Here is a 23,732-nt window from a genome sequence, read left to right as displayed (position 1 = left end):
AACGTATTGTTTTTAAAATATTTTTTTAGGAAACCTGCACCAAATCCATGCTTTTCACCAGATCGTCCACGGCTTTGGCCTGCGCCAGAAATTCTTCCAGCTTGTGATAGGGCAAGGCGGAGGGGCCGTCGCATCTGGCCTGGTCCGGGTCTTCATAGGCTTCGATAAACAGCCCCGCAATCCCGATCGCCAGCACGGCGCGGCTTAAATCCGGCACAAGCGCCCGCCGCCCGCCGGACGCCTCGCTCCCCGGCAGACGCATTTGGGACGCATGAACGCTGTCGCAGATAATGGGCGTGCCGCCGCTCATCTCTTTCATCACGCCAAAAGCCATCGGGTCCACCACAAGATTGTCGTACCCGAATGTATGGCCGCGCTCGCAGATGATCGTTTTGTCATTGCCGCATTCGGAAAATTTATCGACGATATTGCCGATCTGATAGGGCGACATATACTGGGGCTTCTTGATGTTAATGACCGCCCCGGTTTTGGCCATTGCCGCCACCAGATCGGTCTGGCGCGCCAGAAACGCCGGAATCTGCAGGACATCCACCACCTCCGCCACGGCCCGGCACTGATTGATTTCATGCACATCCGTAATAACGGGCACATTGTCGAACTCCGCTTTCACCTTTTCAAAGATGCGCAGCCCCTCCTCCATCCCGACGCCGCGGTAGGAATGGATGCTGGAGCGGTTGGCCTTGTCAAAGCTGGCCTTGAAAATAAACGGAATGCCGAGCCTGTCCGTGACGGTTTTATAAACCTCAACGGCCTTTAAGGTGAGCGCTTCGTTTTCGAGGACGTTCAGCCCCCCAAAGAGCACAAACGGCTTGTTATTGGCGATATCGATCTTCTGGACGGAGACTGTTTTCATAGGCGTTGTTTTAACCGCGAAGCCCCCGGGGCACAAAGGATTTTTTATTTACCGTAATCTGGAAATACTCAGTTCGTTCCCTGAAATGCGTCCTGCCGCAAGCGGGCCTTTCTTTGTTTTTCAACGGGTTGGCGGTCCGGGACGGTTTATGGCAGGGCATAGAGATATTATAGGATTTTATACCTATTTTGGCAAGGGATTCTTTTTTCTGGATTGCTTCGGTCGCTGCGCTCTCTCGCAATGACGGAAAACAGGCATTCTCGAAAAAATGAGGGGTCGCAAGTATTTGGGTTGCATTTTATTGCCATAATACACTAATATAGACAGCCGGCAGAGATAAAGGCAAAAGATAAGGGCAAAAGGTAAAGAGGGAAAAAATGAGCAAAAAAACAAGCCAAAGAAGCAAAAGCGAAAGAAGAAATATTGCGAAAGCGGTCGAAAGCCGGGCCAACTCGCGGTATGATAAAGCCAGAGAAGAAAAGAAAAAGACAAACGACGCGATTGCCCTGTCTCCCCTGACGGCGGCGTTTTTAGCCGGCAGCGATGTCTCCCCCAAACAGGCCCAGTCAGAGTCGGGTCTGGCGCTGAAGGTCATTCAAAACATCGCGGCAAGACGCTTTAGCGCAACCCCTGCGCAGGCGAGCCAGCTCTTTGCCGCCGCCACGTCCCTTGGCTGGGAGCCGCCTCGGGAAGAGGAAGGCAAGAAGAGAGCATCCCATCCCGCGATGACCGTCAAACCAACTTATATTTAAAATGAAGCACCCCGCAGGCAGCGGGGCATCCGTCCAGTCATTGCGAGCCGCTGAAAAAGCGGCGCGGCAATCCAGAATCCTGAAGTTTCGGTTGTTTTTTCTGGATTGCTTCGGTCGCTGCGCTCTCTCGCAATGACAAACGGGCTTCATTTTGCCGCAATGACGAACGTCCCAAGGGGCGGGGAATAAATCCCGAAGAGATTTAATACCGGCGATTTATTAAACCAGCCGCCCCTGCGCGATGGCCGCTTTGATGAAAGACACAAAAAGCGGATGCGGGGCGAAGGGTTTCGATTTGAGTTCCGGGTGGTACTGCACGCCGATAAACCACGGATGGTCGTTTCTTTCGCAAATTTCCGGCAGATTCCCGTCGGGCGACGTGCCGGAGAAAATGAGCCCCTTTTCTTCCAGCCGCTCCCGGTAATTGATATTCACTTCATACCGGTGGCGGTGGCGTTCGCTGATGTCGGTGCAGCCGTAAATCTCCGCCACCCTGGACCCTTTTTTCAGGGTCGCCGGGTAAGCGCCGAGGCGCATGGTCCCGCCCATATCTTCGTGTCTGGTGCGCTTTTCTTTTTTATTGTCCTTGGTCCATTCGGTCATCAGGCCGATGAGATGCTCGCCCTCCTGCGCAAATTCCGTCGAGCTGGCGTTTGCGATGCCCGCCGTGTTGCGCGCCGCTTCCAGCACGGCCATCTGCAGCCCAAAACAAATGCCGAAATACGGAATTTTCTTTTCGCGCGCAAACCCGGCCGCCTTGATCTTGCCTTCCGCCCCGCGCTCCCCGAAGCCGCCGGGAACCAGAATGCCGTTCACGTCCTGAAGTTCATGGACGATGTTGTCGTCGCTCCCGTCAAACAGCGTGGATTCCACGAACTTGATCTTGACCCTGGTGTTGTTCGCAATGCCGCCGTGGCACAGCGCCTCGTTGAGGGATTTGTAGCTGTCCGTCAGGTTGGTGTATTTGCCGACCACTGCAATGGTGACCTCCCCTTCGGGCTGTTTGATCCGGCGGACGATTTCCTCCCACACGGATAAATCCGGCTCTTTTGAATCCTTGATCCCGAACGCATCCATTACCTGCGCGTCCAGCCCCTCTTTGTGATAGGTCAGCGGCACTTCGTAAATGGAGGACGCATCCAGCGCGGGAATGACTTTGTCTTCGTCAATATTGCAGAAAAGCGCGATTTTGCGCAGTTCCTCTTTTTCGATTTCGCGGTCCGCGCGGCAAAGCAGAATGCGCGGACGAATGCCCACGCCCATCAGTTCCTTCACGGAATGCTGGGTCGGCTTGGTTTTCAGCTCTCCCGCCGCCGGAATCCACGGCAGCAGGGTCACGTGAATAAACAGCGCGCGGTCCCGCCCCATTTCATTGCCGAATTGCCGGATGGCTTCCAGAAAAGGCAGGCTTTCAATGTCGCCCACCGTGCCGCCGATTTCGCACATCACAAAATCCGCCGTGCCGTCTTTCTCGCGGATGAAGGCTTTGATCTCGTCCGTGATGTGCGGAATGACCTGAACGGTGGCGCCCAGATAATCCCCGCGCCGCTCGCGCTGCAAAACATTCGTGTAGATGCGCCCCGTGGTGGTGTTGTCGCTCTGGCTGGCCGGATTGCCGGTAAAGCGCTCGTAATGGCCCAGATCCAGATCCGTTTCCGCCCCGTCATCCGTCACAAAGACTTCGCCATGCTGGAACGGGCTCATCGTGCCGGGGTCCACGTTCAGATACGGGTCCAGCTTGCAAAGGCGAACCTTGAAACCGCGGGCCTGCAGCAATGCGCCAAGCGCAGCGGAGCCGAGGCCTTTTCCCAGTGAGGAAACAACGCCGCCTGTAATAAAAATAAATCGTGTCATTAAAACCCTATAAAATCACCGGCTCCCGCCGGAAGGTGCCGGGCGGGAACGTTACTCTGAAATGGGCACTGAAGGTGGCTGGGACTCTTTTCCGGCGCCTTTAGCTTCCGGGTTTTCTTTATCGCCTGCCGCGGCCGAAGAGTCAATAACGGCCGGCACGTTATCCAGAGATTCAAGAATGTCGGCAGGTTTTTTCTGGGACCCGGCCAAAACCGCGAGCAGCAGACTGGTGGCAAAAAAGCAGGCCGCGCAAATGGCCGTGGCCCTTGTGAGGACGTTCGCCGTCTGACCCGCCGTGGCAAACCCGCCCAGCCCGCCGGAGCCGCCGCCGATCCCCAGCCCGCCGCCTTCGGAGCGCTGGAGCAGGATCAGCAGGATAATGCTGAGGGCCAGAATCAAATGTATGACAAGAACGACTGTTTCCATGGTGAAAGTTTTTTATCGCCCCGAAGACACGAAGTCACGAAGTTTTTTTTGAAAATCACTTCCCCTGTCATTTCGAACCCGCAAAGCGGGTGAGAAATCTCATCCGCGCGAAGAGACACGAATTCCCTTACATTCGCAAACACAAACATCCGATGGGCCCCGTCTTTTGACGGGGTTGCGTGTTTTTGTTTCTTCGGGGCTTCGCGTAAAGCAAAAATTTGGCAAAAAAATAAAATTATGTAATATGTAGGGTATTATGCCTTCTCTGCTAAAAAAATATTTGGAATTGAAACGAAACGCGACCGTGTAGAAGCCGATCGTGACAAACGTCACGCCAGAAATGATGCCTTAAGAAAACGCATGAAACCTGATGATGGTGTTAGGGGGTTTATGTTTGACCCGGATAAACCGCAAGGCGCTGTGGTTCCCCTGAATAAAGAAAAATTTCTGAACGCTTATCAAAGCCCCAAGAAAGGTCATGAAAGCGATTCAGACCGTGCCAAAGTTAAAAACTGTTCCAAAGCTTTTAACGATAACCACAACACCCATTTAATGATTACAGTTTACGTTAATCCGGATGGTGAGATTCGTCTTTTGGAAGGTAATCGAAGATTTTCATTACTATGTCAAGGGAGCGAGCCCATCATATTGGCTAATATTATTAATAATAATGGTTATGATGACGTAGGGTTTGCCGACAGTATCAACACTCTTATGGAAAAATGTGGCGAGCCCGATGCTTTAATTGAACAACGTGGTCCCGTTGTGTTTTGCAATATTGAGTATGGTGACAATGGGCACTTTGCTTACCTTCTTACAGAACGTATAACAGCCCCCTATTACACAATTGATAAATCTGCCGCTCCCGAAAGCAAGCCCACTTAAGCTTTACCCCCCTTGCGCAATCCCGATAAAATCTTCCGCTTTTAACGAGGCGCCGCCAATGAGCGCGCCATCCACATTTTCCGTGGCCAGTATTTCCGCCGCATTGGCGGGCTTGACCGAGCCGCCGTACAAAATACGGATATTTTCGCAACTTTCAAGCCTTTCCGAAAGCTGCGCGCGAATGAAAGCGTGCATGTCCCTGATGTCCTCCACGGTGGCCGATTTGCCGGTGCCGATCGCCCAGACGGGCTCGTAGGCGACCACCAGATTTTTGGGCGTGCTGTGCCCCGGCAGGGAATGGCCGAGCTGTTTTCCAACGACGTCCTGCGCCCGTCCCGCCTCGCGCTCCGCTTCGTTTTCCCCGACACAGACGATGGTCGTAAGACCTTCGCGGTGGGCCAGCAGCGCTTTTTCCGCAACCAGCATATCTTTTTCCCCGAAATACTGCCGGCGCTCCGAATGACCCAAAATCACATGGGTGCAGCCCATATCCGCAATCATCGCGGCAGACACATCGCCCGTATAAGCCCCGTTCTGATAAGAGGAGCAATCCTGCGCCCCCAGAAAAATCGCGTCAAACACCGGCTCGCTCAAAGCCCCCTGCACAAGGGGAATGTGAAGAAAAGGCGGGCAAATGAGAAAATCGCATGTATCGAGCAGACCGGGATTGCCCTCAATCCCCGCAGACACAGCCTCCGCCAGCTCGATGGCGCTTTCGGCCGTGCCGTTCATCTTCCAGTTTCCTGCAATCAATTTTTTCATTTGTTGCCCCGTTTTGTTCCAATCCTTATAGTGCCTGAGGCCGGAGATTAAAAGAGAGGATTTTTTCATGTTGGGAGCGATGCGCGAGGGGGCAAAAGGCGGGATACTGAAAGTCATCCTGATGGGCTTTATGGTGATGGCCGTGGGCGGCCTCGTCCTCATGGATGTGGGCGGCTTTTTCCGGGGCGGCGTTTCTTCCAACGTCGTTGCCAAAGGCGGCGGCCTTTCGATCTCCACAGTGGAATTCGACAAGGCCGTGCGCCGCAGCCTGGGACGTCAGGGGATCGGGCCGCAGGAAGCCTACCGGATGGGGTATATCCATTCCATCCTGAATAACGAAATCCAGATGCGCCTTCTGACGCGGGAAGCCGCCCGGCTGGGCTTGCGCGCCAGTGACGAGCTTGTGAGGAAGCAGGTGGAAAAACTGGCGGAACCCCTTGCCCGCGAGGGGCAAAGCAAGAAGGACGCCCTGAAACAGATTTTGCGCAACCAGGGGATTTCCGAAAGCGAATTTATCGGATCCATCCGGCAGGAAATCGGGAATGCCGCCTTGCGCAACGCCCTTGTCTCCGGCGTGTCCCTGACGCCGGATATCCTGGCGCAGGATTTGTACGCGGCCAAAAACCAGACGCGCAGCATTGAAACGCTCATGTTCAAGACCAGCAGTGTTGAGGCCATTGAAAAACCGTCCGAGGAGAATCTCCAGAAATATTATGCGGCCAATAAAACTGACTATGCCATTCCCGAAACGCGCCGCGTCACGGCGGCGACCCTGAAAAAAGAAATGCTGCAGGGCCGGGTCGATATCAGCGAAGACGACCTTAGGAACGCTTACGCCGAAAATATCGAACTTTATACAAAGCCGCCGCGCCGCAATCTGGAACAGGCCATTGTAGCCTCCCCGAAAGAGGCGGAAGACATCGCGGCAAAAGCCAAAGAAGGAAAATCCCTTAAAGATGCCGCTTTGGCCGTGACCGGCAAGACCGACGCGTATCTTGGCGCGCAGGACTTTCAGGAAAACGGCTTGCCGGAAGACCTTGCGGCGGCTGTGTTTCAAGCCGAAGCCGGCGACATTGTCGGCCCTGTCCAAAGCCCTTTGGGGTGGCATGTCATGGTCCTTGCGAAAATTCTCGATCCGGAAGTGACGCCCTTTGAACAGGTCAAGGCGGATATCAAAGAGGAACTGCTGCAAACGGCCCTGCTGGATGAACTGCTGGAAACGGCGAATATGATCGACGACCGTCTGGCGTCCGGCGAGGCGCTGGAGCCTATCGTGCAGGAATTCGGCCTGACAACCGAGAAGCTTCCCCCCTTCTCCCAGAACGGCTTGTCGCCGGAAGGAAAGGATGTCTTTAAAAATTACGGCGCAGGCAAAGGGGAGATCATCGAAACGATCTTTTCCTATGACTCGGGCGAAACGACGCCCGTTCTGGAAACGGAAGGCGGGCAGTTCGTCGTCTTCCGCATCGATGAAAGCACCCCGCTGGATTTCAAGTCTTTTGAATCCGTCAAAGCAGAACTGAAGGAGAAATGGATCGCCGCGCAAAAGGATCTGGTGGCGAAAGTCCGCGCCAAAGAGGCTTTGGAAAAGCTCGACGGCGGCGCGTCCATGGAAGAGGTGCAAAAGGAATTCGGCGGACGGCTTTCCAGCTACCGGAACCTGAAACGCGACGCGGACGCCCCGAAAGCTTTGGGGCCGGTTGTGCTCAGCCGTGTTTTTTCACAGGAGAAAGGAGAGTCTTTCCTGGCGGAAACCGGGGACGGCATTTTGCTGGCCAAAATTACGGACATTTCTTTTCCCGATTCCGGCGCGGAAAAGGAAAGCGATCTGGCGGCGATCAAAACGAGTGAAAAACGCGCGAACGCCATCGAAACGCTGGAGCGCTACGTTTATCACATGAGCGCCAATACGGAGATTCGGATCAACGAGCGTATCATCAGCCAGCTTTACGGCGAGAACGGCGCGAATTAAGGCCCATGAGCATTCAGCCGGATTTCGAAACCTTTAAGGCCCGGTTCGACGACCGGAAAACGCAGCTTTTGTGGCAATGGATTCCGGCGGACATGGAAACCCCCGTTTCGGCCTATTTGAAGCTGTGCGAAGACAAGCCCTACAGTTTCCTGCTTGAATCCGTCGAAGGCGGCGCGACGCTGGGCCGGTATTCCGCCATCGGGCTGGCGCCGGACCTTGTCTGGACCTGCTGCGCCAGCGAAAAGGAGGAACATGAAGACGCCGACCCGCTCAAAACCCTGCGCTGCCATGTCAGGGACAGCCGCATTGACATCGTGCCGGAAGACATCCCCCCCATGGGTCCGTCGGGGCTGTTCGGCTATATGGGCTATGACATGGTCCGCCTGATCGAGGACATTCCCGATCGTAATCCCGACGAACTGCATGTGCCCGACAGCATCATGATGCGCCCGACCCTGATGGTTATTTTCGACAACGTCAAAAACATGATGTGCCTCGTGACGCCTGTGCGGGACCATGCGGGTAACGCAAAGGACAAGGTCGAAGATGTTTACACGGCCGCATCGGAGCGTCTGGCCAAAGCCTTCAAGACCCTGACGGGCCCCCTCCCTGCGGAAGCGCTGCATTGCGGTACCAGACTGGAAACGCCTTTGCCGGTCCGGTCCAATATGGAGGAAAAGCAGTTTCACGAAATGGTCGAACGCGCCGTGGAATATATCCGCGCCGGCGATATTTTTCAGGTGGTGCTGGGGCAGCGTTTTTCGGTGGATTTCGATTTGCCGGGGTTCGAGCTTTACCGGAGCCTGCGCCGTTTGAACCCCTCCCCCTTTCTTTTTTATATCCGCTTTGAGGATTTCGACCTGGTCGGCTCCAGCCCTGAAATCCTGGTCAGGGTGCGGGACAAAACCGTAACCATCCGCCCGATCGCCGGCACGCGCCCACGCGGTCGAAACGCCGCCGAAGACAAAGCGCTGGCCGAAGATTTGCTCTCCGATCCCAAGGAACGCGCCGAGCACCTGATGCTTCTGGATCTGGGCCGCAACGATGTCGGGCGCGTGGCCAAAACGGGTTCTATGAAGGTCACGGAAGAATTTGTGATCGAACGTTATTCGCATGTGATGCACATCGTCTCCAATGTCGAAGGGACCCTGCGCGCCGACAGGGATTCGCTGGATGCCCTGTTCGCCGGCTTTCCGGCCGGCACCGTCAGCGGCGCGCCCAAAGTCCGCGCCATGGAGATTATCGACGAGCTGGAGCCCCTGCGCCGGAGCTATTACGGCGGCTGCATCGGCTATCTGGACGGCAACGGAGAGCTCGATACCTGCATCGCGCTGCGTACGGCGCTGGTCAAGGACGGAAAGGTTTATGTCCAGGCCAGCGGCGGGATCGTCGCGGACAGCAAGCCGGCGTCCGAATACGCCGAAAGCTGCAACAAGGCCCGCGCGATCATTCAGGCGGCGGAACTGGCTGTGGATCAGGCGCGCGGGCAGATAAACCAGAAGGATTCGTAAGGAGCGCGCTCACCGGCACAAGCTCTATGCCTTTGGGCCCAAGGGTTTGAACCCACGCTTCCAGCGCCGCAAGGGTGACATCCTTGGGGTGGCCGATGGCAATCGCATGGCCGTTTTTATGAGCCAGCGCCTCCAGTTTTTCCAAAGATTTTGCCACAAAGTCCGGCGTGTCTTCATGATCCAGAAAAACGTCCCGCGCGGCATGCGGAAGGCCGGCACGCGCCGCCATCTCGCCTGCCACAGAGGTCGCAATGGTTCTTGAATCCACAAAAAAGAGCCCTTCTTTTTTCAGGCGCGCCATCACCCGCGCCATCATCTCCTGATCCTGCGTCAGGCGGCTGCCCATGTGATTGTTGATGCCGCTATAGCCTTTAAAACTGGAGAGGATTTCGTCAAAGCGGGCCTGAAACGCCGCTTCGTCCATATCGCCGCGCAGGCCCATCCCCCCCAGGCTCAGCTTCCGGTTCATCGGCTCCATAGGCACGTGAATCATCAGCTCATGCCCTTTCTCCTGCGCCTGACGTGCCAGTTTCGGCGCCGATTCCGCATAAGGAAGAAGCGCCAGCGTCACGGCCGCCGGCAAAGAGAGGGCCGCGCGGCTGCGCTTTATATCCATTCCGATATCGTCGATAATGACGGCAATGCGCGCCTTTCCTTCCAAAGGGGGCGGCGGCGCTTTCCCTGTCACCGTCTCAGGTTCAGGCTCAGGTTCGGCTTCGGGAGGCGGCGGCATTTCAACGGAAGGAATGATTTCCTCAAGGTACTCTTCGCCTTCCTCCGGCCGAATTAAGATGGGCGCGGGCGAAACGGATTCCGCCGCCTTTTCCGCATGTTCAGGTTCCGGCGTTGGAAGAGTCTCTGTTTTGAGGGTTTCAATGTAAGTGCGTTTGCCGCCAAAGATGAAATGATCTGCCAGCAGCATGAAGAACACGGCAATCAGGATAAAGACCCATGTTTCTTTGGAAAACGACTTGCGCATTGTCATAGCTTAACAAGCCCCCTATAACTGTCCAGCTATGATTACACTCATCGACAATTATGACAGTTTTACCTACAACCTCGTCCAGTATCTCGGCGATCTGGGGGCGCAGGTGCAGGTCTATCGAAACGACAGGATTTCCGTAGAAGAGGTGTTTAGCGCAAAGCCGGAAGGCATTTTAATCTCTCCCGGACCGAGCGACCCGGACCATGCGGGGATTTGCCTGGACCTCACCCGGCAGGCGGCGGAAAGGCAGGTTCCCCTGTTTGGCGTTTGCCTGGGGCTTCAGACCATCGGGCAGGCCTTTGGCGGGAAGGTCGTGCGCGCTCCCTCCCCCATGCATGGCAAGGTTTCGGATATTTTTCACGAGCAAAAAAGCGTTTTTAAAGGGCTGCCGTCTCCTTTTCCGGCGACGCGCTACCATTCCCTGATCGTGGAGCGAGGCAGCCTGCCGGATTGCCTTGAAATTACCGCATGGACCCAGGACGGGCTGATTATGGGGCTGGCGCATAAAACCGCCCCCCTTCACAGCGTCCAGTTCCACCCCGAAAGCATCGCCACGCAGCACGGCCATACCCTTTTGAAAAATTTTCTGGAAGGAGTTGCGGCGCGATGACATCCTTCGAGTCTTTCCTTCAAAAAGTCAAAGACGGCGCTGTTTTAACAGAAGAAGAAATGGAAGCGGCCATGCATGTGATGATGGCAGGCGGCGCATCGGAAGGTCAAATGGCCGATTTCCTCACCGCGCTGGCGCGGCGCGGGGAAACGGCGGGCGAAATCACCGGCGCGGCCAAGGTCCTGCGCCAAAAAGCTTTATCTATCAAGGCGCCGGAGGATGCGCTGGATTGCTGCGGCACGGGCGGGGATTCCGCCGGCACCTACAATATTTCCACGGCGGTGGCGATTGTCTCCGCCGCGTGCGGCGTGCCGGTCGCCAAGCATGGAAACCGCGCCGCCAGTTCCAAATCCGGCGCGGCGGACGTGCTCGAAGCGCTCGGCGTCCATCTGGATGTGGAGAAGGACAGGCTTGAAAGAGCGCTGGAGGACATCGGTTTTTGCTTCCTGATGGCCCCGCAACATCATGAGGCGATGAAGCATGTCGCGAAGGTGCGCAAGGAACTGGGGTTTCGCACGATTTTCAATCTGCTTGGCCCCCTCGCCAACCCGGCCGGCACGCAATACCAGCTGATCGGCGTTTTTGACGAAAAATGGCTCCTCCCCCTCGCCGAAACCCTGAAAAATCTGGGAACAAAGCGGGCATGGGTGGTGCACGGCACAGACGGGCTGGACGAAATTACAACGACCGGCCCCACCAAAATCGCCGTTCTGGAGGGAGGGAAGATCACTGAAAAAACCCTCCGGCCCGAAGATTTCGGATTGCCGGTGGCCGTGCCTGAAGCATTAAAAGGCGGCGATGCGCAGGAAAACGCCAGGGCGCTAAAAGCGCTTCTGAAAGGTGAAAAAAGCGCCTACCGTGACATCGTTCTGGCCAATGTTGCGGCGGTTTTGACTATCCACGGAACGGTCAATGACTTAAAAGACGGCGTGCGGACAGCGGCAAATGCGCTTGATACAAAAAAGGCATTATCCATTTTAAATCAATATATTGTACTTTCAAGTGAAGGTAATAGATGAGCGATATTCTAGCCCAGATTTGCGCCGACAAGAAGACGCATATTCAGCGCAAGCGGGCCACAACGCCCCTGTCCGTTCTTGAAGAAAGAATTGAGGATTTATCTTTAATCCCCGGATTTATAAGCAAATTAAGAGATTCGTCGCCGGCCCTGATCGCCGAAGTAAAAAAGGCTTCCCCGAGCCGGGGCGTCATCCGCGAAAATTTCGACCCTGTGGCGATTGCCAGACTCTACGAAAAAGCGGGGGCCGCCTGCCTGTCCGTTTTGACCGACGAGCCCTATTTCCAGGGAAAAGACGAGTATCTGAGCGCCATCCGCAAGGTCGTGAGCCTGCCGATCCTGCGCAAGGATTTTATGCTGGAGCCCTACCAGATTGCAGAATCGCGGGCGCTTGGCGCCGACTGCGCCCTGCTGATTATGGCCGCCCTTTCGGACGCGCAGGCCAGAGAGCTTTACGACGCTTCCAGACATTACGGGCTGGACGCGCTGATCGAGGTCCATGACGCGCAAGAGCTGGAACGCGCGCTGGCTCTTGGCCCGGAAATGATCGGCGTCAATAACCGCAACCTGAAAACGCTGGAGGTGGACCGCCAGACCGGCCTCGATCTCGCGGCGCGCATCCCGGAGTCCGTCCTGAAAGTCGCGGAAAGCGGAATCGCCACGCACGAAGATATGACGGTGTTCCAAAAAGCCGGTTACAGCGCCTTTCTGGTCGGGGAAAGCCTGATGCGCCAGGACGATATCGAAACGGCCGTTAAAAACCTGCTGCAAAAGAATTGACACAGACCAAGAACGAAGGTAGAACATAAGAGAACGTTTCGAATCTGCAAAGTTTTGGAAAAGTCCTAATCAGGGGGAAACATGCTGACCAAAAAGCAAAAGGATTTGCTTCTTTTTATCCATTCGCGCATGGCGGAAGGCGATATCGCGCCATCCTTCGACGAAATGCGCGAAGCGCTGGGCCTGAAATCGAAATCCGGCATTCACCGCCTGATTACGGCGCTGGTGGAACGCGGCTATCTGGAACGCCTGCCCCACCGCGCCCGGGCACTGGAAATTAAACGCCTGCCGGAAGAGGCGGCCCAAAAGGCCAAAGCCGTGCAGAAAATGGCGGCTTCCATCGGGCATCAAATGCAGTCCATTCCGCTCTACGGCCGTATCGCGGCGGGGGTCCCGATCGAAGCCATCGCCCATGAAGGCAACCATATCGAGCTTCCGCCTTCCATGCTGGGGCGCGGCGAGCATTACGCGCTGGAAGTGGACGGGGACTCCATGACCGGAATCGGCATCGAAGACGGGGATACGGTTATCATCAAACGCTGCGACACCGCCGAAGACGGCGCGATTGTCGTGGCGCTGGTCGAGGGCGAAGATGTCACTCTCAAGCGCCTGAAACGGGAAAAGGGGAAAATTGTCCTGATCGCCGAGAACGACGCCTACGCGCCCCGCATTCTGGAACCGGATCAGGTGCGCATTCAGGGCCGCCTCGTCAGCCTGATGCGGCGCTATCACTAAGGCCCACAACGCCGTTTAAAAAACATTGACATAAAGAATAAAGCGCTCTAGCTTCCCGTTTTTTATTTTATATAAGAATAAGGGTGTTGCTATGTCCAATCAAAAATTCGGAGTTCTTTTAACAACTAGGCCCGGCACAGAATCTTTCTCGGACGGAGGCATTTTTAACCTAAGTGTGCAAAGTATATTTGGTAGACTCGTCGCCAGAACAGAATGTGCTACAAAAGAACCAACAGCGCATGTTTGCATCATAGGTGATATTGTCCGGCGATCAGGAAACCTCCAACCCCTTATTGAAACGCCCATGCTTCAGAGTGACTGGAACGATTCTGCCGTTCCCCAAACTATAGCGCTCATGGCAAGCTTTGAAACAGAAGCCGCCGCTCTAAAATTTGAAGACAGGCTTACAGAGGGGCTTCGAACACATAATTTAGGTAGAGAACTCATGATGCAAAGCGGCCCCATTGTACCTGCGCACCCCGCTTAGTATTTAAAATTGACTAAGAACCTCCCGTCCAGGGGCGCTGCCCGCGCACATCGCGCACGGAGCGGATTTTAACGGATTTTCCGGCCAGCCAGAGGGCGTAAGCGCCGTTTTTCGCGACATCGAAGCGGTCGATAACGATTTCGGCCCCGCACTCTTTATCCCGCACGGGAAAGGGCGAGATGAGGATATCGGCCCAGCCGCAATCTTCCTTCTGCGCCAGAGCCGTTTTGGGAAAAGAAACGCGCCGGCCGCGGAGGACGCCCCGGCACCCCTGCTCCCCGCAGGTTAAGGGAAAGCCTTCCGCGCCGCCCTCTTCCGGCCAGACCTCGGGGATTTCATCGCGCCGGCCGTTGCGGCGCATCCAGTTTTCCCCGGTATAGCGCTCGGCGCGCCGGGAAGAAAGGTAAAGCTTTCCATTTTGCCCCCGCACGCCGACCAGCCCGCCTTTGGCCGAAACCAGGATATCAGGCTGCGCATAAAACGGCAGGAGAACAAGCCCGGCAATGACCGGAAGAAGAGCGATTATTTTTCCCCGCCCCTCCCAAAGCATGAAAAACAAACCGCCAAAGACAAAAAGCCCGAAAGAAACGGGCGACCAGACAGGCACTTTCCATACTGCCCCGTCGAGAGAGGCCGTCCAGCCTGCTGTCGCCAAAATCCAGCTCACGCCCCATTCCATGACATTCAGGGCCGGCCCTTCCAGCCCGACCAGCATGAGAGGATAAGACAGCACGGCAAAGGGCATGACAAACACGCCCATAAGGGGTACGGCGATCATGTTGGACAAAACGCCGTAGAGCGCAAAATTCTGGAAATGGTAAAGCGCGAAAAGCCCGGTGGCAAAACCCGCAATCACCGTTGTCATCAAAACACCGCAAAAATAAAGCCCGATGCGGCGCAGAAATCCGGCCCGGCGGTAAAGCTGCGACCAAAAAGGGCGGATCCACTGATAAAAGAAAATCAAGGAGGCTACGGCCGCAAAGGACATCTGGAAACTTACCCCCACCAGGCTTTGCGGGGAAAAAAGCAAAACGGCAAACGCCGCCAGGGCCACAAGGCGCATGGAAAAGGGAGAGCGGTCAAAAAGGACCGCCAGTAAAACAAGCCCCGTCATCATCAAAGCCCGCTGCGCCGGAATGCCCGCCCCCACCATAAATGTATAAAACACGGCGGCCAAAAGGGCTGCCGCAGCCGCTATTTTCTTGATGGGGCAATGAAGGGCGATAAACGGAAAAAACGCCAGAAGCAGCCGGACAAAGAAAAACACGGCGCCCGCCGCCATCCCGACATGCAGGCCGGAAATCGCCAGCAAATGCGCGAGGCCCGAATCCCGCATGGCCTCCTTGTCCTCTTCCCGCACCGCGCCGCGCTGCCCTGTGAGAAGTGTTATCATAACCGCCGCGTAAGGGGCGGACGCATGCGTTTCAACTTTTTCGGAAATGCGCGCCCGAAGTGTTTCAAAAGTCAAGGCGGGGGCAAAGGCGGGAAAAGGTGTCTTCCGCGCCAGAATCTCCGGCGCGTTATAGGCAAAGCCCACCGCGCCGATCTCCTGAAAATAGGCGTAGCGCTGAAAATCGAAAGCGCCGGGCGCTACGGGACCGGCAGGCGGATTCAATTTGCCAAGAAACCGGATACGGTCGCCCGCCTTTATGTCCCGGTCCGCCCGCACCAGAACGCGGATTTTGCGCGGCGTTTGCGCAGGGGCAAGCTTTTCGATCGTAAGATCAGACAGCACAACCCGGCTGCCTTTTCCCGTTTCTTTCGGCTCTGCGCTGTAAACGATCCCCTCGACCTGAACCGGCCCGAGAGGCTTGTCCAGCAAGGGGGTGTAATGGCGCACCGCGCTGATTTGCGCCGCGCCGATGCCTACAAAAATCAGGAAGATTCCCAGACAGGAGAACAATGCCGCTTTTTCCGCCCGCAACAGGGCGATCAGGACAAGGCTGGCGCCCGCGCCCGCCCCGCCGACATAGAGCGGCGGTTCAAACCGCAGGGCAAAATAGATCACAATCCCCAGCCCCAGAAAGACCGGCGCCCAAAGAAATAAACGTTCTCTTTGCCTTGTGAAATGCTTTATAACCATTGAAATATTTTCTAACCTAGGCACGTACAAAGTCACGAAAGAAATAAATATGAGCGTTGTTACACGATTTCCACCCTCCCCCACAGGCTTTATGCATATCGGGAACGCGCGCACCGCGCTGTTTAACTATCTTTATGCCAAAGCCAAGGGCGGAAAATTCCTGCTGCGGATCGAGGATACGGACCGCAAGCGCCATTCCGAAGAAGCCGTCCAGGTCATTTATGACGCGCTGGAATGGATGGGGTTGAAACAGGATAATATCGCCGAATCCCAATATGAAAACCGCCATAGACATGCCGAAATCGCCCGTGAGCTTCTGGCCGCCGGCAAAGCTTATAAATGCTACTGCTCCCCGGAAGAACTGGAGGAAATGCGCGAAAAGGCCCGCGCCGAAGGAAAACCAAGCTGGTATGACCGCAGATGGCGGGAAGAAGCCGGCGCAACAAACGCCGCGCCGCCGGAGGGCGTCGAACCGGTGATCCGCATCAAGGCGCCCCTGGAGGGCGAAAGCACGATAGAAGACAAAGTGCAAGGCAAGGTCACAGTCAAAAACGACCAGCTGGACGATTTCATTATCCTGCGCTCCGACGGCACGCCAACCTATATGCTGGCCGTCGTGGTGGACGATCACGATATGGGCGTAACCCATGTGATGCGCGGGGACGACCACCTGAACAACACCTTCCGGCAAAATGTGATTTACGAGGCCATGGGCTGGGATATCCCGACTTACGCGCATCTGCCGCTCATTCACGGGCCGGACGGCGCCAAATTCTCCAAACGCCACGGCGCGCAGTCCATCGAGGAATACCGCCTGATGGGCTATCTCCCCGAAGCCTTGTGCAATTATCTTTTGCGGCTGGGCTGGGGGCACGGCGACGATGAAATCATTTCAATGGCGCAGGCGATCGAATGGTTCGATTTTGACGGGATCGGCAAGGCGGCCGCGAGATTTGACTTTGCCAAACTCGAAAGCCTGAACGCCCACTACATTCATCAGGCCAGCGATGAACGGCTGGTGGAACTGACTTTGCCTTTTATGCAGGAACATCAACGCGTTTTTCCGGATACGGAAGGGTTGGAACGCCTGAAAAAAGGCATGCCCGCGCTCAAAGAACGCGCCAAAACCCTCCTCCAGATTGCCGAGGACGGCGCTTTTTATTGCAGGTCCCTGCCTTTCGAGTATGACGAGGCCGCCAGGAAACTGCTCGACGAGGAGGCGAAAAGCATGCTGCCCCGCCTTCTGGAGCGCTTTCAGGACATGGAGGCTTTCGATCATGAATCCATTGAGTCCGCCTGCCGCGCCCTGGCGGAGGAAGGCGGCGGTGGAAAACTGGGCAAAATCATGATGCCGTTGCGCGCCGCCCTGACCGGGACAAACAAATCCCCGCCTTTGTTCGAGGCCGCGGAGATTTTGGGTAAAGCAGAAACCTGCAAACGTATTCAGGCGGTTTTGGACCACTAACGGGCGGATTGATTTTTGCCTTTAAACGCTTTATGCTGCAAAGCATCTAAGGGCGATTCCCGCCCCCCTTTCTTTTTCTTTTCCCTTTTCCCAATGGAAGCCACCGACATGAGCAATGCACAACCCCAAGAAAAAATATCCGAAAAAACCTTTACGCTTACGGACGACCAGACCGGCGAAAGCTTCAAGCTGCCTGTCGTCGAGGGGACATACGGCCCCCATACCATCGATATCCGGAGCCTTTATGCCGACACCGGCTACTTTACGCTGGATCCCAGCTTCACCGCCACCGGGAGTTGTAAGTCCCGCCTGACCTATATCGACGGGGACAAGGGAATTCTGATGCATCGCGGCTATGACATCAAGGAGCTTGCCGCCCAGAGCAGTTTCATGGAAGTCGCCCATCTCCTCCTCTACGGGGACCTGCCGAACCAGAAAGAACTGGATACGTTTAAAAACACGATCACGCGCCACACGATGGTCCATGACCAGATGAACTTTTTCTATCGGGGATTCCGGCGCGATGCGCACCCGATGGCCGTCATGTGCGGCGTTGTGGGCGCCATGTCCGCCTTCTATCACGATTCCCTGGATGTGTGGGACCCGCGCCAGCGCGAAATTTCCGCGCACCGCCTGATCGCCAAGATCCCGACGCTCGCCGCGATGACGTACAAATACACGATCGGCCAGCCTTTCGTGTATCCGCGCAATGACCTGGGCTATGCGGAAAACTTTCTGAATATGTGTTTTTCGGTGCCGGCAGAAGAATATAAAATCCGCCCGTGCGTCGCCAAGGCGATGGACCGCATCATGATCCTGCATGCCGACCATGAACAAAACGCTTCCACCTCCACGGTGCGTCTTGCGGGCTCCTCGCAGGCCAATCCCTTTGCCTGTATCGCCGCCGGGATCGCCTCTTTATGGGGACCGAGCCACGGCGGGGCGAACCAGTCCGTCCTGGAGATGCTTAACGAAATCGGCGACAAGAGCCGGATTCCCGAATTCATCGAAAAAGCCAAAGACAAGGACGACCCTTTCCGCCTGATGGGCTTCGGCCACCGCGTTTACAAAAACTTCGACCCGCGGGCGCAGGTCATGCGGGAGTCCTGCCATGAAGTCCTGGAAGAGCTCGGCGTGGAAGACCCGCAGCTTGAACTGGCCATGGAGCTGGAAAAAATTGCGCTGGAAGACCCGTATTTCGTGGACCGCAAGCTCTTCCCGAATGTCGATTTCTATTCCGGCATTATCCTCAAAGCCATGGGCTTCCCCGTCAGCATGTTCACCGTCCTGTTCGCCGTGTCGCGGACGGTCGGATGGATATCGCAGTGGAAAGAGATGATGGAAGAGCCTTCTTTACGCATCGGCCGCCCCCGCCAGCTCTATACCGGTCCGGCGGAACGCCCTTACGTGCCGATTGATAAACGGGATTAATCTGCCTTTGCCCCGTCATTGCGAGGGAGCGTAGCAACCGAAGCAATCCAGAACAACAGAAACTCAAGGATTCTGGATTGCCGCGCTCCCTTTGGTCGCTCGCAATGACGCGGTTTCTTTAATCCAGAAAAGACAGGACAAATTCAGCGGCTTTTTCGGAAGGCGTTTTCGGGTCATGCGCCCCTAATTTGACCCGGATTTTTTCAAACGCATCTATCTGTTTTTGTCTTTCTTTTTCGTCGGTTAGAAGCCTTTTTAAAGATAAAGAGATAAGATCGGCCCGGCAAAGAGGCTGCAAAAATTCGGGGATGACCTCCCGGTCCAGCATGATATTGCCCAGATGCGCATATCTGACTTTGACCACCCTTTTGACGATGGCCCATGTCAGCGCGCTCATCCGGTAGGCGATGACATGCGGCACACCGGCGGCGGCCAGTTCCAGCCCCACCGTTCCCGAGGCCGCCACCGCCGCGTCACAGGCCGCAAAGGCTTCCCATTTTTCGCGCTTGTCCGTCGTGATGTGAACCGGCGCACCCATGTCGTCCGTCAGCGCCCGGATATCCCGTTCAAGATGCGGCAAAGTCGGCACAATAAACTGCGCCTGCGGAAAGTTTTTCATCACATCGTGCAAAACGCACCCCAAACGCTTGAATTCCTCTTTCCGGCTGCCGAAGAAGACGCCGATGGTCGCGGCATCTTGCGGGATATTGTGCGCGGCGCGGAACGGCCCCCCTTGCGCCCGGAAAGCTTCCCCTTCCACAAGGGGATGTCCCACGGCAACGGCTTTTAGCCCTTCTTTTTCAAAGTAAGGCGGTTCAAAATCCAGCAGACAAATGAGCCCGTCCAGAATTTTGGCAATTTTTTTCGCCCGCCCGGCCCGCCATGCCCAAACCGTCGGCGCCACATAATGAATAATTTCAGGAGGCGCGCCGACCCTCTTTCGCACCCCTTTCACGACCCGGAAAGAGAAGTCCGGCGCGTCGATGGTCACCAATATATCAGGATTTATTTTTTCTATATTTTCAATAGTTTGTTTAATTCTTTTAAGAATATGGATGATGTTTGGAAGAACCTCCAGAATTCCCATTAAGGAGAGCTCTTCATACGGAAAAATGCTCTGCAGGCCCTCGGCTTCCATCAGGGGGCCGCCAATACCGGAAAAGCGGATACCGGGCCGCGCTTCCTTCAGGGACTTCATGAGCTGCGCCCCCAGGAAATCCCCGGAGGCTTCCCCGGCAATCAGGTATATATGCGCCTCACGCATCTTCAAACTTCAGGTCTTCCGGCAGACCGACAACGAAAAGCCCGTTGGTGTTTGCAATCTCCCTGACCGCCTCGGCATCCAGTAAAAAGGCGCTGCCTGCCTGCACCGCAATCCCGTCGATTTTGCTCTGGACGCAGAGACGAAGGGTCTCGGCCCCGATGGTCGGAAGGTCCAGCGCCTTGTCCTGCTGGGGCTTGCAGGTTTTCACCAGAACGCCGCCTTTCCTGCCCTCTTTATAGGCCCCGCAGCGCTTTATCAGGCCGTTGGTGCCTTCCGCGCCTTCAACGCCCAGAACCCGTCCCTCAAACACAATGGCGGCCTGCCCGATATCCATCTCTCCAATCGCCTGAGACACCTCCATCCCGTAGGCGATATCAAGCAAATCCTGCCCCGAAGGTTTGTATTTCCCTAAAACGCCCTTCGGCATCAGAATGTCTTCATACATGAAATCCTGAACGGCGTGAACGGTGAACCCTTCTTCTTCCAGCCCCGCGCGGATGGCGGAGAGGAAATCGCTGTCTCCGAGCGCCCGCACCCCAAGACGCGCCAGAAAACGGGCGGTAAACAAATCCGGCCGGATCGCCGCAAGCCGCGGACGCTTCACCGCCCCGATCATAATCAGGTCTTTTATTCCCCGCTCTTTCAGGGTTTTAACGATATAGCCGGCGGCGCCCGGCCTTGACACGATATGGTCCCGCCCCGCGTAAAGGGAAGGGTCCGCATGCCCCTCGATCGCGACAATAAAAGGGGATATTCCCTGCGCTTCGCAGGACAGGACGAGTTTCAGGGGCAGGTCCCCGCTTCCTGCAATAATGCCAAGCTTTTCAATCCGGGGCGGCGTTATGCCAGGGCGCTGTTTTCCGGCTGACATAAGCCAAATCTTTCTTTTTCCCGCGCGAAGCGGAGAATCTGCATGACGGAAGAATCGTTGGCAAAGTCCCGCTCCATTTTGCTCAGGCGCTCTTCCATGGTCCCTTCCTTGCCGAAAAGGTTGATGAAGACATTCTGGAGCGTCTTCATCTGGTCTTTGGAAAACCCGCCCCGTTCCATCCCGACAAGATTAAGCCCCGCCAGATAGGCGCGCTCGCCCTTGACGCGGCCAAAAGGAATGACATCGGCGTTGACCCCGGAGGTCCCACCAATCACCGCGTAGGAGCCGATACGCACGAACTGGTGCACCGCCGCCAGCCCGCCGATCAACACATGGTCCCCGACAACCACGTGACCGCCGAGCGTCGCATTATTGGCCATAATCACATGATCGCCCAGAATGCAATCATGCGCCACATGCACGCCGACCATCAGCAGGCAGTTATCCCCCACAACGGTCTTCATCCCGCCGCCTTTCGTGCCGGGATTCATCGTCACATGTTCACGGATCGTGCAGTTTTTCCCGATGACAAGTTCCGAAGGCTCGCCTTTATATTTCAAATCCTGCGGCGGGGAGCCGATGGAGGAAAAAGGGTAAATGCACGTGCCCGCCCCGACGCTCGTGCGCCCGTCCAGCACCACATGGGCGTGAATCCGGACATTTTCTTCCAGCGTAACTTCCGGGCCGACAATGCTGTACGGGCCGATGGAAACGCCTTTGCCAATCTTCGCTTCGGGGTCAATAATAGCGGTGGGGTGAATGTTACTCATAGGTAAAATATTTAAACGGCTCCGGGAACGCCGACAATTCACAGAATCTTACAAAGCGTAACAAAACGCTTACTTTTCGGCGGCCCGGTCCATAATCATGGCGCTGAAAACGGCTTCCGCATGCACGGCGCCATTGACCCTGGCTTCCCCTTTGAATTTCCAGACGCTTTTCCTGTTCTGGATCTGGGACACGTGGATATGCATGGCATCTCCCGGCACGACGGGTTTGCGAAAGCGCGCGTTCTCAATGCTCATAAAATAGACGACTTTACCGTGAGATTCCTGCCCAAGGGTCTGCATCACCAGGCAAGCCGCCGTCTGCGCCATGGCCTCGACAATCAGGACTCCCGGCATGACGGGCCAGCCGGGAAAATGCCCCTGAAAATGCGGCTCGTTCATCGTGACGTTTTTGAGCCCGACGGCAGACTCCCCGGAGGTATATTCCAGAATTCTATCCACAAGCAAAAGGGGATAACGGTGGGGAAGAAGTTCCATAATCCCCGAAATATCAATCGTTTTATCCGTGGTGTCGTTTTCGCTCATCTGTCTTTTTTATTCACTTTTTTGTCTTTTCGTCAAATTTTTTAGCGCAATAATCTGCCGCATATATTGTTTGGCCGGCATCGCGGGAATCCCGACCTGTTCCTCCCCTGCCGGCACGTCCTTCATGACGGCGGACACCGCGCCGATGCGCGCGCCCTGCCCGACGGTCAAATGCCCGGCAATACCGACCCGCGCCGCCAGAAGACAGTAATCCTCTATCGTGGAGCTTCCGGCAATGCCGACCTGCGCCACAATGACGCAGCCGCGCCCGATTTTAACGTTATGGCCGATCTGGACCTGATTATCAATCCACGTCCCCGCCCCGATGGATGTATCCGGCCCGCTGCCGCGGTCAATGCAGCTATTCGCGCCAATCTCGACATGGTCTTCTATGATGACCCGCCCGAGCTGCGGCACCTTGACGTGTCCCGCCGGGTCAATGGCAAAGCCAAAGCCGTCCTGCCCGACACGAACGCCGGGATAAAGGCGCACGGCATTGCCGATCAGGGCGTGCGAAACACTGGCGCCCGCCCCGACGCGGCATCTTTTCCCCAAAACAACATTGCGGCCGATCACCGCGCCGGATTCAATCCAGCTCCCGGCCCCGATCTGCGCACCTTCCTGCACGATTGCACCCGCTTCTATATGGCACCCCTCCCCGACGGACGCTGCGGAATGAATGAGCGCGGCGGCCGAAATATCCGCCTCGGGGAACGTTTCAGGGTAAAAGGCCTGTGCCGCCAGAGCATAGGCCTTGTAGGGATTGTCCGAAACAAGAAGGCGCACGCCCGCAGGCGCCAGATCGACAACCTTTTGCGGCACAATGCAGGCCCCGGCTTTTGTCGCGGCAAAGGCATTCCTGTATTTAATATTGTCCAGAAAAGACAGATGGGAGGCCCCGGCGCTGTCCAGAGGCGCGACATCCTCTATCGGCGTATCGGCCTCTTCCGTTTGAACCAGCGACGCGCCCGAAAGCTCCGCAAGCTTTCCTAAAGAAATGGGAGGCGATTTTTCAAAAAAACGAGAATCTGCCATAAAATCCGGCCTTTTCTATCCAGTCTTCTATTTTATATCCAGAGGGATGATTTTGGTTTTCTTGTCCAGCTTTTTCAAAACGTCCAGCGTAATATCGAAATCCTTTTCGACAACCACGACGCTCTCCCTTGTCAAAATAGCCTGATACCCTTCTTCTTCCGCGATCTCTGCAGAGGCCTGTATGATTTTTTTGCGCAGCTCCTGCATGGCTTCCGCAAGACCCCGGTCCAGCGCCGCCCGGCGCTCCCGGAAAAGTTTTTTGGTTTCCAAAAGCCCGGATTCAAATTTTCTTTTTTCTTTTTCAAGCTCCTCTACAGGCGCTTTTTCTTTTTTATCAATAATATTTTTTTCCACCTGGCGCAGTTCTGTCTCTCTTTTGGAAAACTCTTCCTGAAATTCGCTTCTCTTTTTTTCCAGCTGCTCCTGAATGCTTTTGCCGGCGGCCGAGTCATTCAAAAGGGCATTAATATCGACAACGGCGAATTTTAATCCCTCTTCCCCGGAAAAAGCGGGTCCCGGCATCGCCGTTACCAAAAACAGCAGGAAAGACAGCAGAAACGGGGCAAACAAAATTTTACGCAAGAACAAGGACATCAAGCGACCTTTCTTTTCGAATTTA

Annotated in this window: 22 protein-coding genes; 10 read left to right on the top strand and 12 right to left on the bottom strand. The window is 55.7% G+C overall.

Translation table 11 applies throughout. The annotated features are described in order from the left end of the window. Positions 1-25: 25 nt before the first annotated feature. The gene (gene kdsA / locus H6853_07245; GenBank protein ID USO03324.1) at positions 26-874 is read right to left on the bottom strand and encodes a 3-deoxy-8-phosphooctulonate synthase; all 849 of its coding nucleotides are present in this window, start codon (positions 872-874) and stop codon (positions 26-28) included. 377 nt (positions 875-1,251) lie between these two features. Here kdsA and H6853_07240 point away from each other — a divergent pair, with 377 nt between their 5' ends. Then, entirely contained in the window at positions 1,252-1,626 is a 375-nt protein-coding gene (locus tag H6853_07240) for a hypothetical protein (protein USO03323.1), read from the top strand. Positions 1,627-1,845: 219 nt separating this feature from the next. Here the strand turns inward: H6853_07240 and H6853_07235 are convergent, their stop codons facing one another. Next, complete coding sequence (locus H6853_07235) at positions 1,846-3,480, bottom strand: CTP synthase (protein USO03322.1); 1,635 nt, start codon at positions 3,478-3,480, stop codon at positions 1,846-1,848. 51 nt (positions 3,481-3,531) lie between these two features. Further along, positions 3,532-3,906 (bottom strand): preprotein translocase subunit SecG, encoded by a 375-nt coding sequence (gene secG / locus H6853_07230; protein ID USO03321.1) that lies wholly within the window; start codon positions 3,904-3,906, stop codon positions 3,532-3,534. 360 nt (positions 3,907-4,266) lie between these two features. Here secG and H6853_07225 point away from each other — a divergent pair, with 360 nt between their 5' ends. Continuing rightward, on the top strand, positions 4,267-4,791 hold the full coding sequence (locus tag H6853_07225; GenBank protein USO03320.1) for a hypothetical protein: 525 nt from the start codon (positions 4,267-4,269) through the stop codon (positions 4,789-4,791). Positions 4,792-4,794: 3 nt separating this feature from the next. On the opposite strand, the gene H6853_07220 is transcribed toward H6853_07225, so the two are convergent. Continuing rightward, positions 4,795-5,553: a triose-phosphate isomerase gene (locus H6853_07220; GenBank protein USO03319.1), complete on the bottom strand. Its 759-nt coding sequence runs from the start codon at positions 5,551-5,553 to the stop codon at positions 4,795-4,797. A 67-nt stretch (positions 5,554-5,620) separates the two neighbouring features. Here H6853_07220 and H6853_07215 point away from each other — a divergent pair, with 67 nt between their 5' ends. Further along, positions 5,621-7,525, top strand: a complete 1,905-nt coding sequence (locus H6853_07215; protein ID USO03318.1) for a peptidyl-prolyl cis-trans isomerase — start codon at positions 5,621-5,623, stop codon at positions 7,523-7,525. Between the two features lie 5 nt (positions 7,526-7,530). Beyond that, the gene (gene trpE / locus H6853_07210) at positions 7,531-9,036 is read left to right on the top strand and encodes an anthranilate synthase component I (GenBank protein USO03317.1); all 1,506 of its coding nucleotides are present in this window, start codon (positions 7,531-7,533) and stop codon (positions 9,034-9,036) included. On the opposite strand, the gene H6853_07205 is transcribed toward trpE, so the two are convergent. Beyond that, on the bottom strand, positions 8,972-10,021 hold the full coding sequence (locus tag H6853_07205; GenBank protein ID USO03316.1) for a divergent polysaccharide deacetylase family protein: 1,050 nt from the start codon (positions 10,019-10,021) through the stop codon (positions 8,972-8,974). The genes trpE and H6853_07205 overlap by 65 nt on opposite strands. A 31-nt stretch (positions 10,022-10,052) precedes the next feature. Between H6853_07205 and H6853_07200 the strand changes: the two genes are divergently transcribed. The 4 genes from H6853_07200 to lexA all read left to right on the top strand — a co-directional run bounded on the left by H6853_07200 (position 10,053) and on the right by lexA (position 13,164). Then, on the top strand, positions 10,053-10,631 hold the full coding sequence (locus tag H6853_07200; protein ID USO03315.1) for an aminodeoxychorismate/anthranilate synthase component II: 579 nt from the start codon (positions 10,053-10,055) through the stop codon (positions 10,629-10,631). Next, entirely contained in the window at positions 10,628-11,650 is a 1,023-nt protein-coding gene (trpD, locus tag H6853_07195; GenBank protein ID USO03314.1) for an anthranilate phosphoribosyltransferase, read from the top strand. Before H6853_07200 ends, trpD begins: the two co-directional genes overlap by 4 nt. After that, positions 11,647-12,429, top strand: coding sequence for an indole-3-glycerol phosphate synthase TrpC (gene trpC, locus H6853_07190; GenBank protein ID USO03313.1), 783 nt, complete (start codon positions 11,647-11,649; stop codon positions 12,427-12,429). Before trpD ends, trpC begins: the two co-directional genes overlap by 4 nt. Positions 12,430-12,510: 81 nt before the next feature. After that, positions 12,511-13,164 (top strand): transcriptional repressor LexA, encoded by a 654-nt coding sequence (gene lexA / locus H6853_07185; protein ID USO03312.1) that lies wholly within the window; start codon positions 12,511-12,513, stop codon positions 13,162-13,164. Between the two features lie 500 nt (positions 13,165-13,664). On the opposite strand, the gene H6853_07180 is transcribed toward lexA, so the two are convergent. Further along, the gene (locus H6853_07180; GenBank protein ID USO03311.1) at positions 13,665-15,734 is read right to left on the bottom strand and encodes a ComEC family competence protein; all 2,070 of its coding nucleotides are present in this window, start codon (positions 15,732-15,734) and stop codon (positions 13,665-13,667) included. Positions 15,735-15,783: 49 nt separating this feature from the next. Here H6853_07180 and H6853_07175 point away from each other — a divergent pair, with 49 nt between their 5' ends. Together H6853_07175 and H6853_07170 are read left to right on the top strand one after the other, a co-directional pair. Next, positions 15,784-17,199 carry a glutamate--tRNA ligase gene (locus H6853_07175; protein USO03310.1) on the top strand — a complete coding sequence of 472 codons (1,416 nt, stop codon included), beginning with the start codon at positions 15,784-15,786 and terminating at the stop codon, positions 17,197-17,199. A gap of 108 nt (positions 17,200-17,307) precedes the next feature. Further along, on the top strand, positions 17,308-18,630 hold the full coding sequence (locus H6853_07170) for a citrate synthase (GenBank protein USO03309.1): 1,323 nt from the start codon (positions 17,308-17,310) through the stop codon (positions 18,628-18,630). A 118-nt stretch (positions 18,631-18,748) separates the two neighbouring features. Here the strand turns inward: H6853_07170 and lpxB are convergent, their stop codons facing one another. From lpxB to H6853_07140, 6 genes are all read right to left on the bottom strand, one after another. Then, the gene (gene lpxB / locus H6853_07165; protein USO03308.1) at positions 18,749-19,894 is read right to left on the bottom strand and encodes a lipid-A-disaccharide synthase; all 1,146 of its coding nucleotides are present in this window, start codon (positions 19,892-19,894) and stop codon (positions 18,749-18,751) included. Then, positions 19,887-20,765, bottom strand: a complete 879-nt coding sequence (gene lpxI, locus H6853_07160) for a UDP-2,3-diacylglucosamine diphosphatase LpxI (protein ID USO03307.1) — start codon at positions 20,763-20,765, stop codon at positions 19,887-19,889. Before lpxI ends, lpxB begins: the two co-directional genes overlap by 8 nt. Next, positions 20,735-21,535 carry an acyl-ACP--UDP-N-acetylglucosamine O-acyltransferase gene (gene lpxA, locus H6853_07155; GenBank protein ID USO03306.1) on the bottom strand — a complete coding sequence of 267 codons (801 nt, stop codon included), beginning with the start codon at positions 21,533-21,535 and terminating at the stop codon, positions 20,735-20,737. Before lpxA ends, lpxI begins: the two co-directional genes overlap by 31 nt. 69 nt (positions 21,536-21,604) lie before the next feature. After that, positions 21,605-22,078, bottom strand: coding sequence for a 3-hydroxyacyl-ACP dehydratase FabZ (fabZ, locus tag H6853_07150; GenBank protein ID USO03305.1), 474 nt, complete (start codon positions 22,076-22,078; stop codon positions 21,605-21,607). Positions 22,079-22,087: 9 nt separating this feature from the next. Beyond that, complete coding sequence (gene lpxD / locus H6853_07145) at positions 22,088-23,113, bottom strand: UDP-3-O-(3-hydroxymyristoyl)glucosamine N-acyltransferase (GenBank protein ID USO03304.1); 1,026 nt, start codon at positions 23,111-23,113, stop codon at positions 22,088-22,090. A 27-nt stretch (positions 23,114-23,140) separates the two neighbouring features. Beyond that, a complete protein-coding gene (locus H6853_07140; protein USO03303.1) occupies positions 23,141-23,707 on the bottom strand; it encodes an OmpH family outer membrane protein in 567 nt (188 codons plus the stop codon). Between the last annotated feature and the right edge of the window lie 25 nt (positions 23,708-23,732).

The organism is Rhodospirillales bacterium (assembly GCA_023898765.1).
Taxonomy (GTDB): domain Bacteria; phylum Pseudomonadota; class Alphaproteobacteria; order Micavibrionales; family Micavibrionaceae.
Note: the sequence above shows the minus strand (reverse complement) of the source record. Positions and strands in the feature narration are given on the sequence as shown.

What these genes read in the sequence shown, in the direction of transcription:
- H6853_07225 (USO03320.1), top strand. Translation starts at nt 4,267, where the DNA reads ATGAAACCTGATGATGGTGTTAGGGGGTTTATGTTTGACCCGGATAAA.
- H6853_07215 (USO03318.1), top strand. Translation starts at nt 5,621, where the DNA reads ATGTTGGGAGCGATGCGCGAGGGGGCAAAAGGCGGGATACTGAAAGTC.
- kdsA (USO03324.1), bottom strand. Translation starts at nt 874, where the DNA reads ATGAAAACAGTCTCCGTCCAGAAGATCGATATCGCCAATAACAAGCCG.
- trpD (USO03314.1), top strand. Translation starts at nt 10,628, where the DNA reads ATGACATCCTTCGAGTCTTTCCTTCAAAAAGTCAAAGACGGCGCTGTT.
- lpxD (USO03304.1), bottom strand. Translation starts at nt 23,113, where the DNA reads ATGGCAGATTCTCGTTTTTTTGAAAAATCGCCTCCCATTTCTTTAGGA.
- fabZ (USO03305.1), bottom strand. Translation starts at nt 22,078, where the DNA reads ATGAGCGAAAACGACACCACGGATAAAACGATTGATATTTCGGGGATT.
- H6853_07200 (USO03315.1), top strand. Translation starts at nt 10,053, where the DNA reads ATGATTACACTCATCGACAATTATGACAGTTTTACCTACAACCTCGTC.
- H6853_07175 (USO03310.1), top strand. Translation starts at nt 15,784, where the DNA reads ATGAGCGTTGTTACACGATTTCCACCCTCCCCCACAGGCTTTATGCAT.
- H6853_07205 (USO03316.1), bottom strand. Translation starts at nt 10,021, where the DNA reads ATGACAATGCGCAAGTCGTTTTCCAAAGAAACATGGGTCTTTATCCTG.
- lpxB (USO03308.1), bottom strand. Translation starts at nt 19,894, where the DNA reads ATGCGTGAGGCGCATATATACCTGATTGCCGGGGAAGCCTCCGGGGAT.
- lexA (USO03312.1), top strand. Translation starts at nt 12,511, where the DNA reads ATGCTGACCAAAAAGCAAAAGGATTTGCTTCTTTTTATCCATTCGCGC.
- H6853_07240 (USO03323.1), top strand. Translation starts at nt 1,252, where the DNA reads ATGAGCAAAAAAACAAGCCAAAGAAGCAAAAGCGAAAGAAGAAATATT.
- secG (USO03321.1), bottom strand. Translation starts at nt 3,906, where the DNA reads ATGGAAACAGTCGTTCTTGTCATACATTTGATTCTGGCCCTCAGCATT.
- H6853_07180 (USO03311.1), bottom strand. Translation starts at nt 15,734, where the DNA reads ATGGTTATAAAGCATTTCACAAGGCAAAGAGAACGTTTATTTCTTTGG.
- trpE (USO03317.1), top strand. Translation starts at nt 7,531, where the DNA reads ATGAGCATTCAGCCGGATTTCGAAACCTTTAAGGCCCGGTTCGACGAC.
- H6853_07140 (USO03303.1), bottom strand. Translation starts at nt 23,707, where the DNA reads ATGTCCTTGTTCTTGCGTAAAATTTTGTTTGCCCCGTTTCTGCTGTCT.
- lpxI (USO03307.1), bottom strand. Translation starts at nt 20,765, where the DNA reads ATGTCAGCCGGAAAACAGCGCCCTGGCATAACGCCGCCCCGGATTGAA.
- trpC (USO03313.1), top strand. Translation starts at nt 11,647, where the DNA reads ATGAGCGATATTCTAGCCCAGATTTGCGCCGACAAGAAGACGCATATT.
- H6853_07235 (USO03322.1), bottom strand. Translation starts at nt 3,480, where the DNA reads ATGACACGATTTATTTTTATTACAGGCGGCGTTGTTTCCTCACTGGGA.
- lpxA (USO03306.1), bottom strand. Translation starts at nt 21,535, where the DNA reads ATGAGTAACATTCACCCCACCGCTATTATTGACCCCGAAGCGAAGATT.
- H6853_07220 (USO03319.1), bottom strand. Translation starts at nt 5,553, where the DNA reads ATGAAAAAATTGATTGCAGGAAACTGGAAGATGAACGGCACGGCCGAA.
- H6853_07170 (USO03309.1), top strand. Translation starts at nt 17,308, where the DNA reads ATGAGCAATGCACAACCCCAAGAAAAAATATCCGAAAAAACCTTTACG.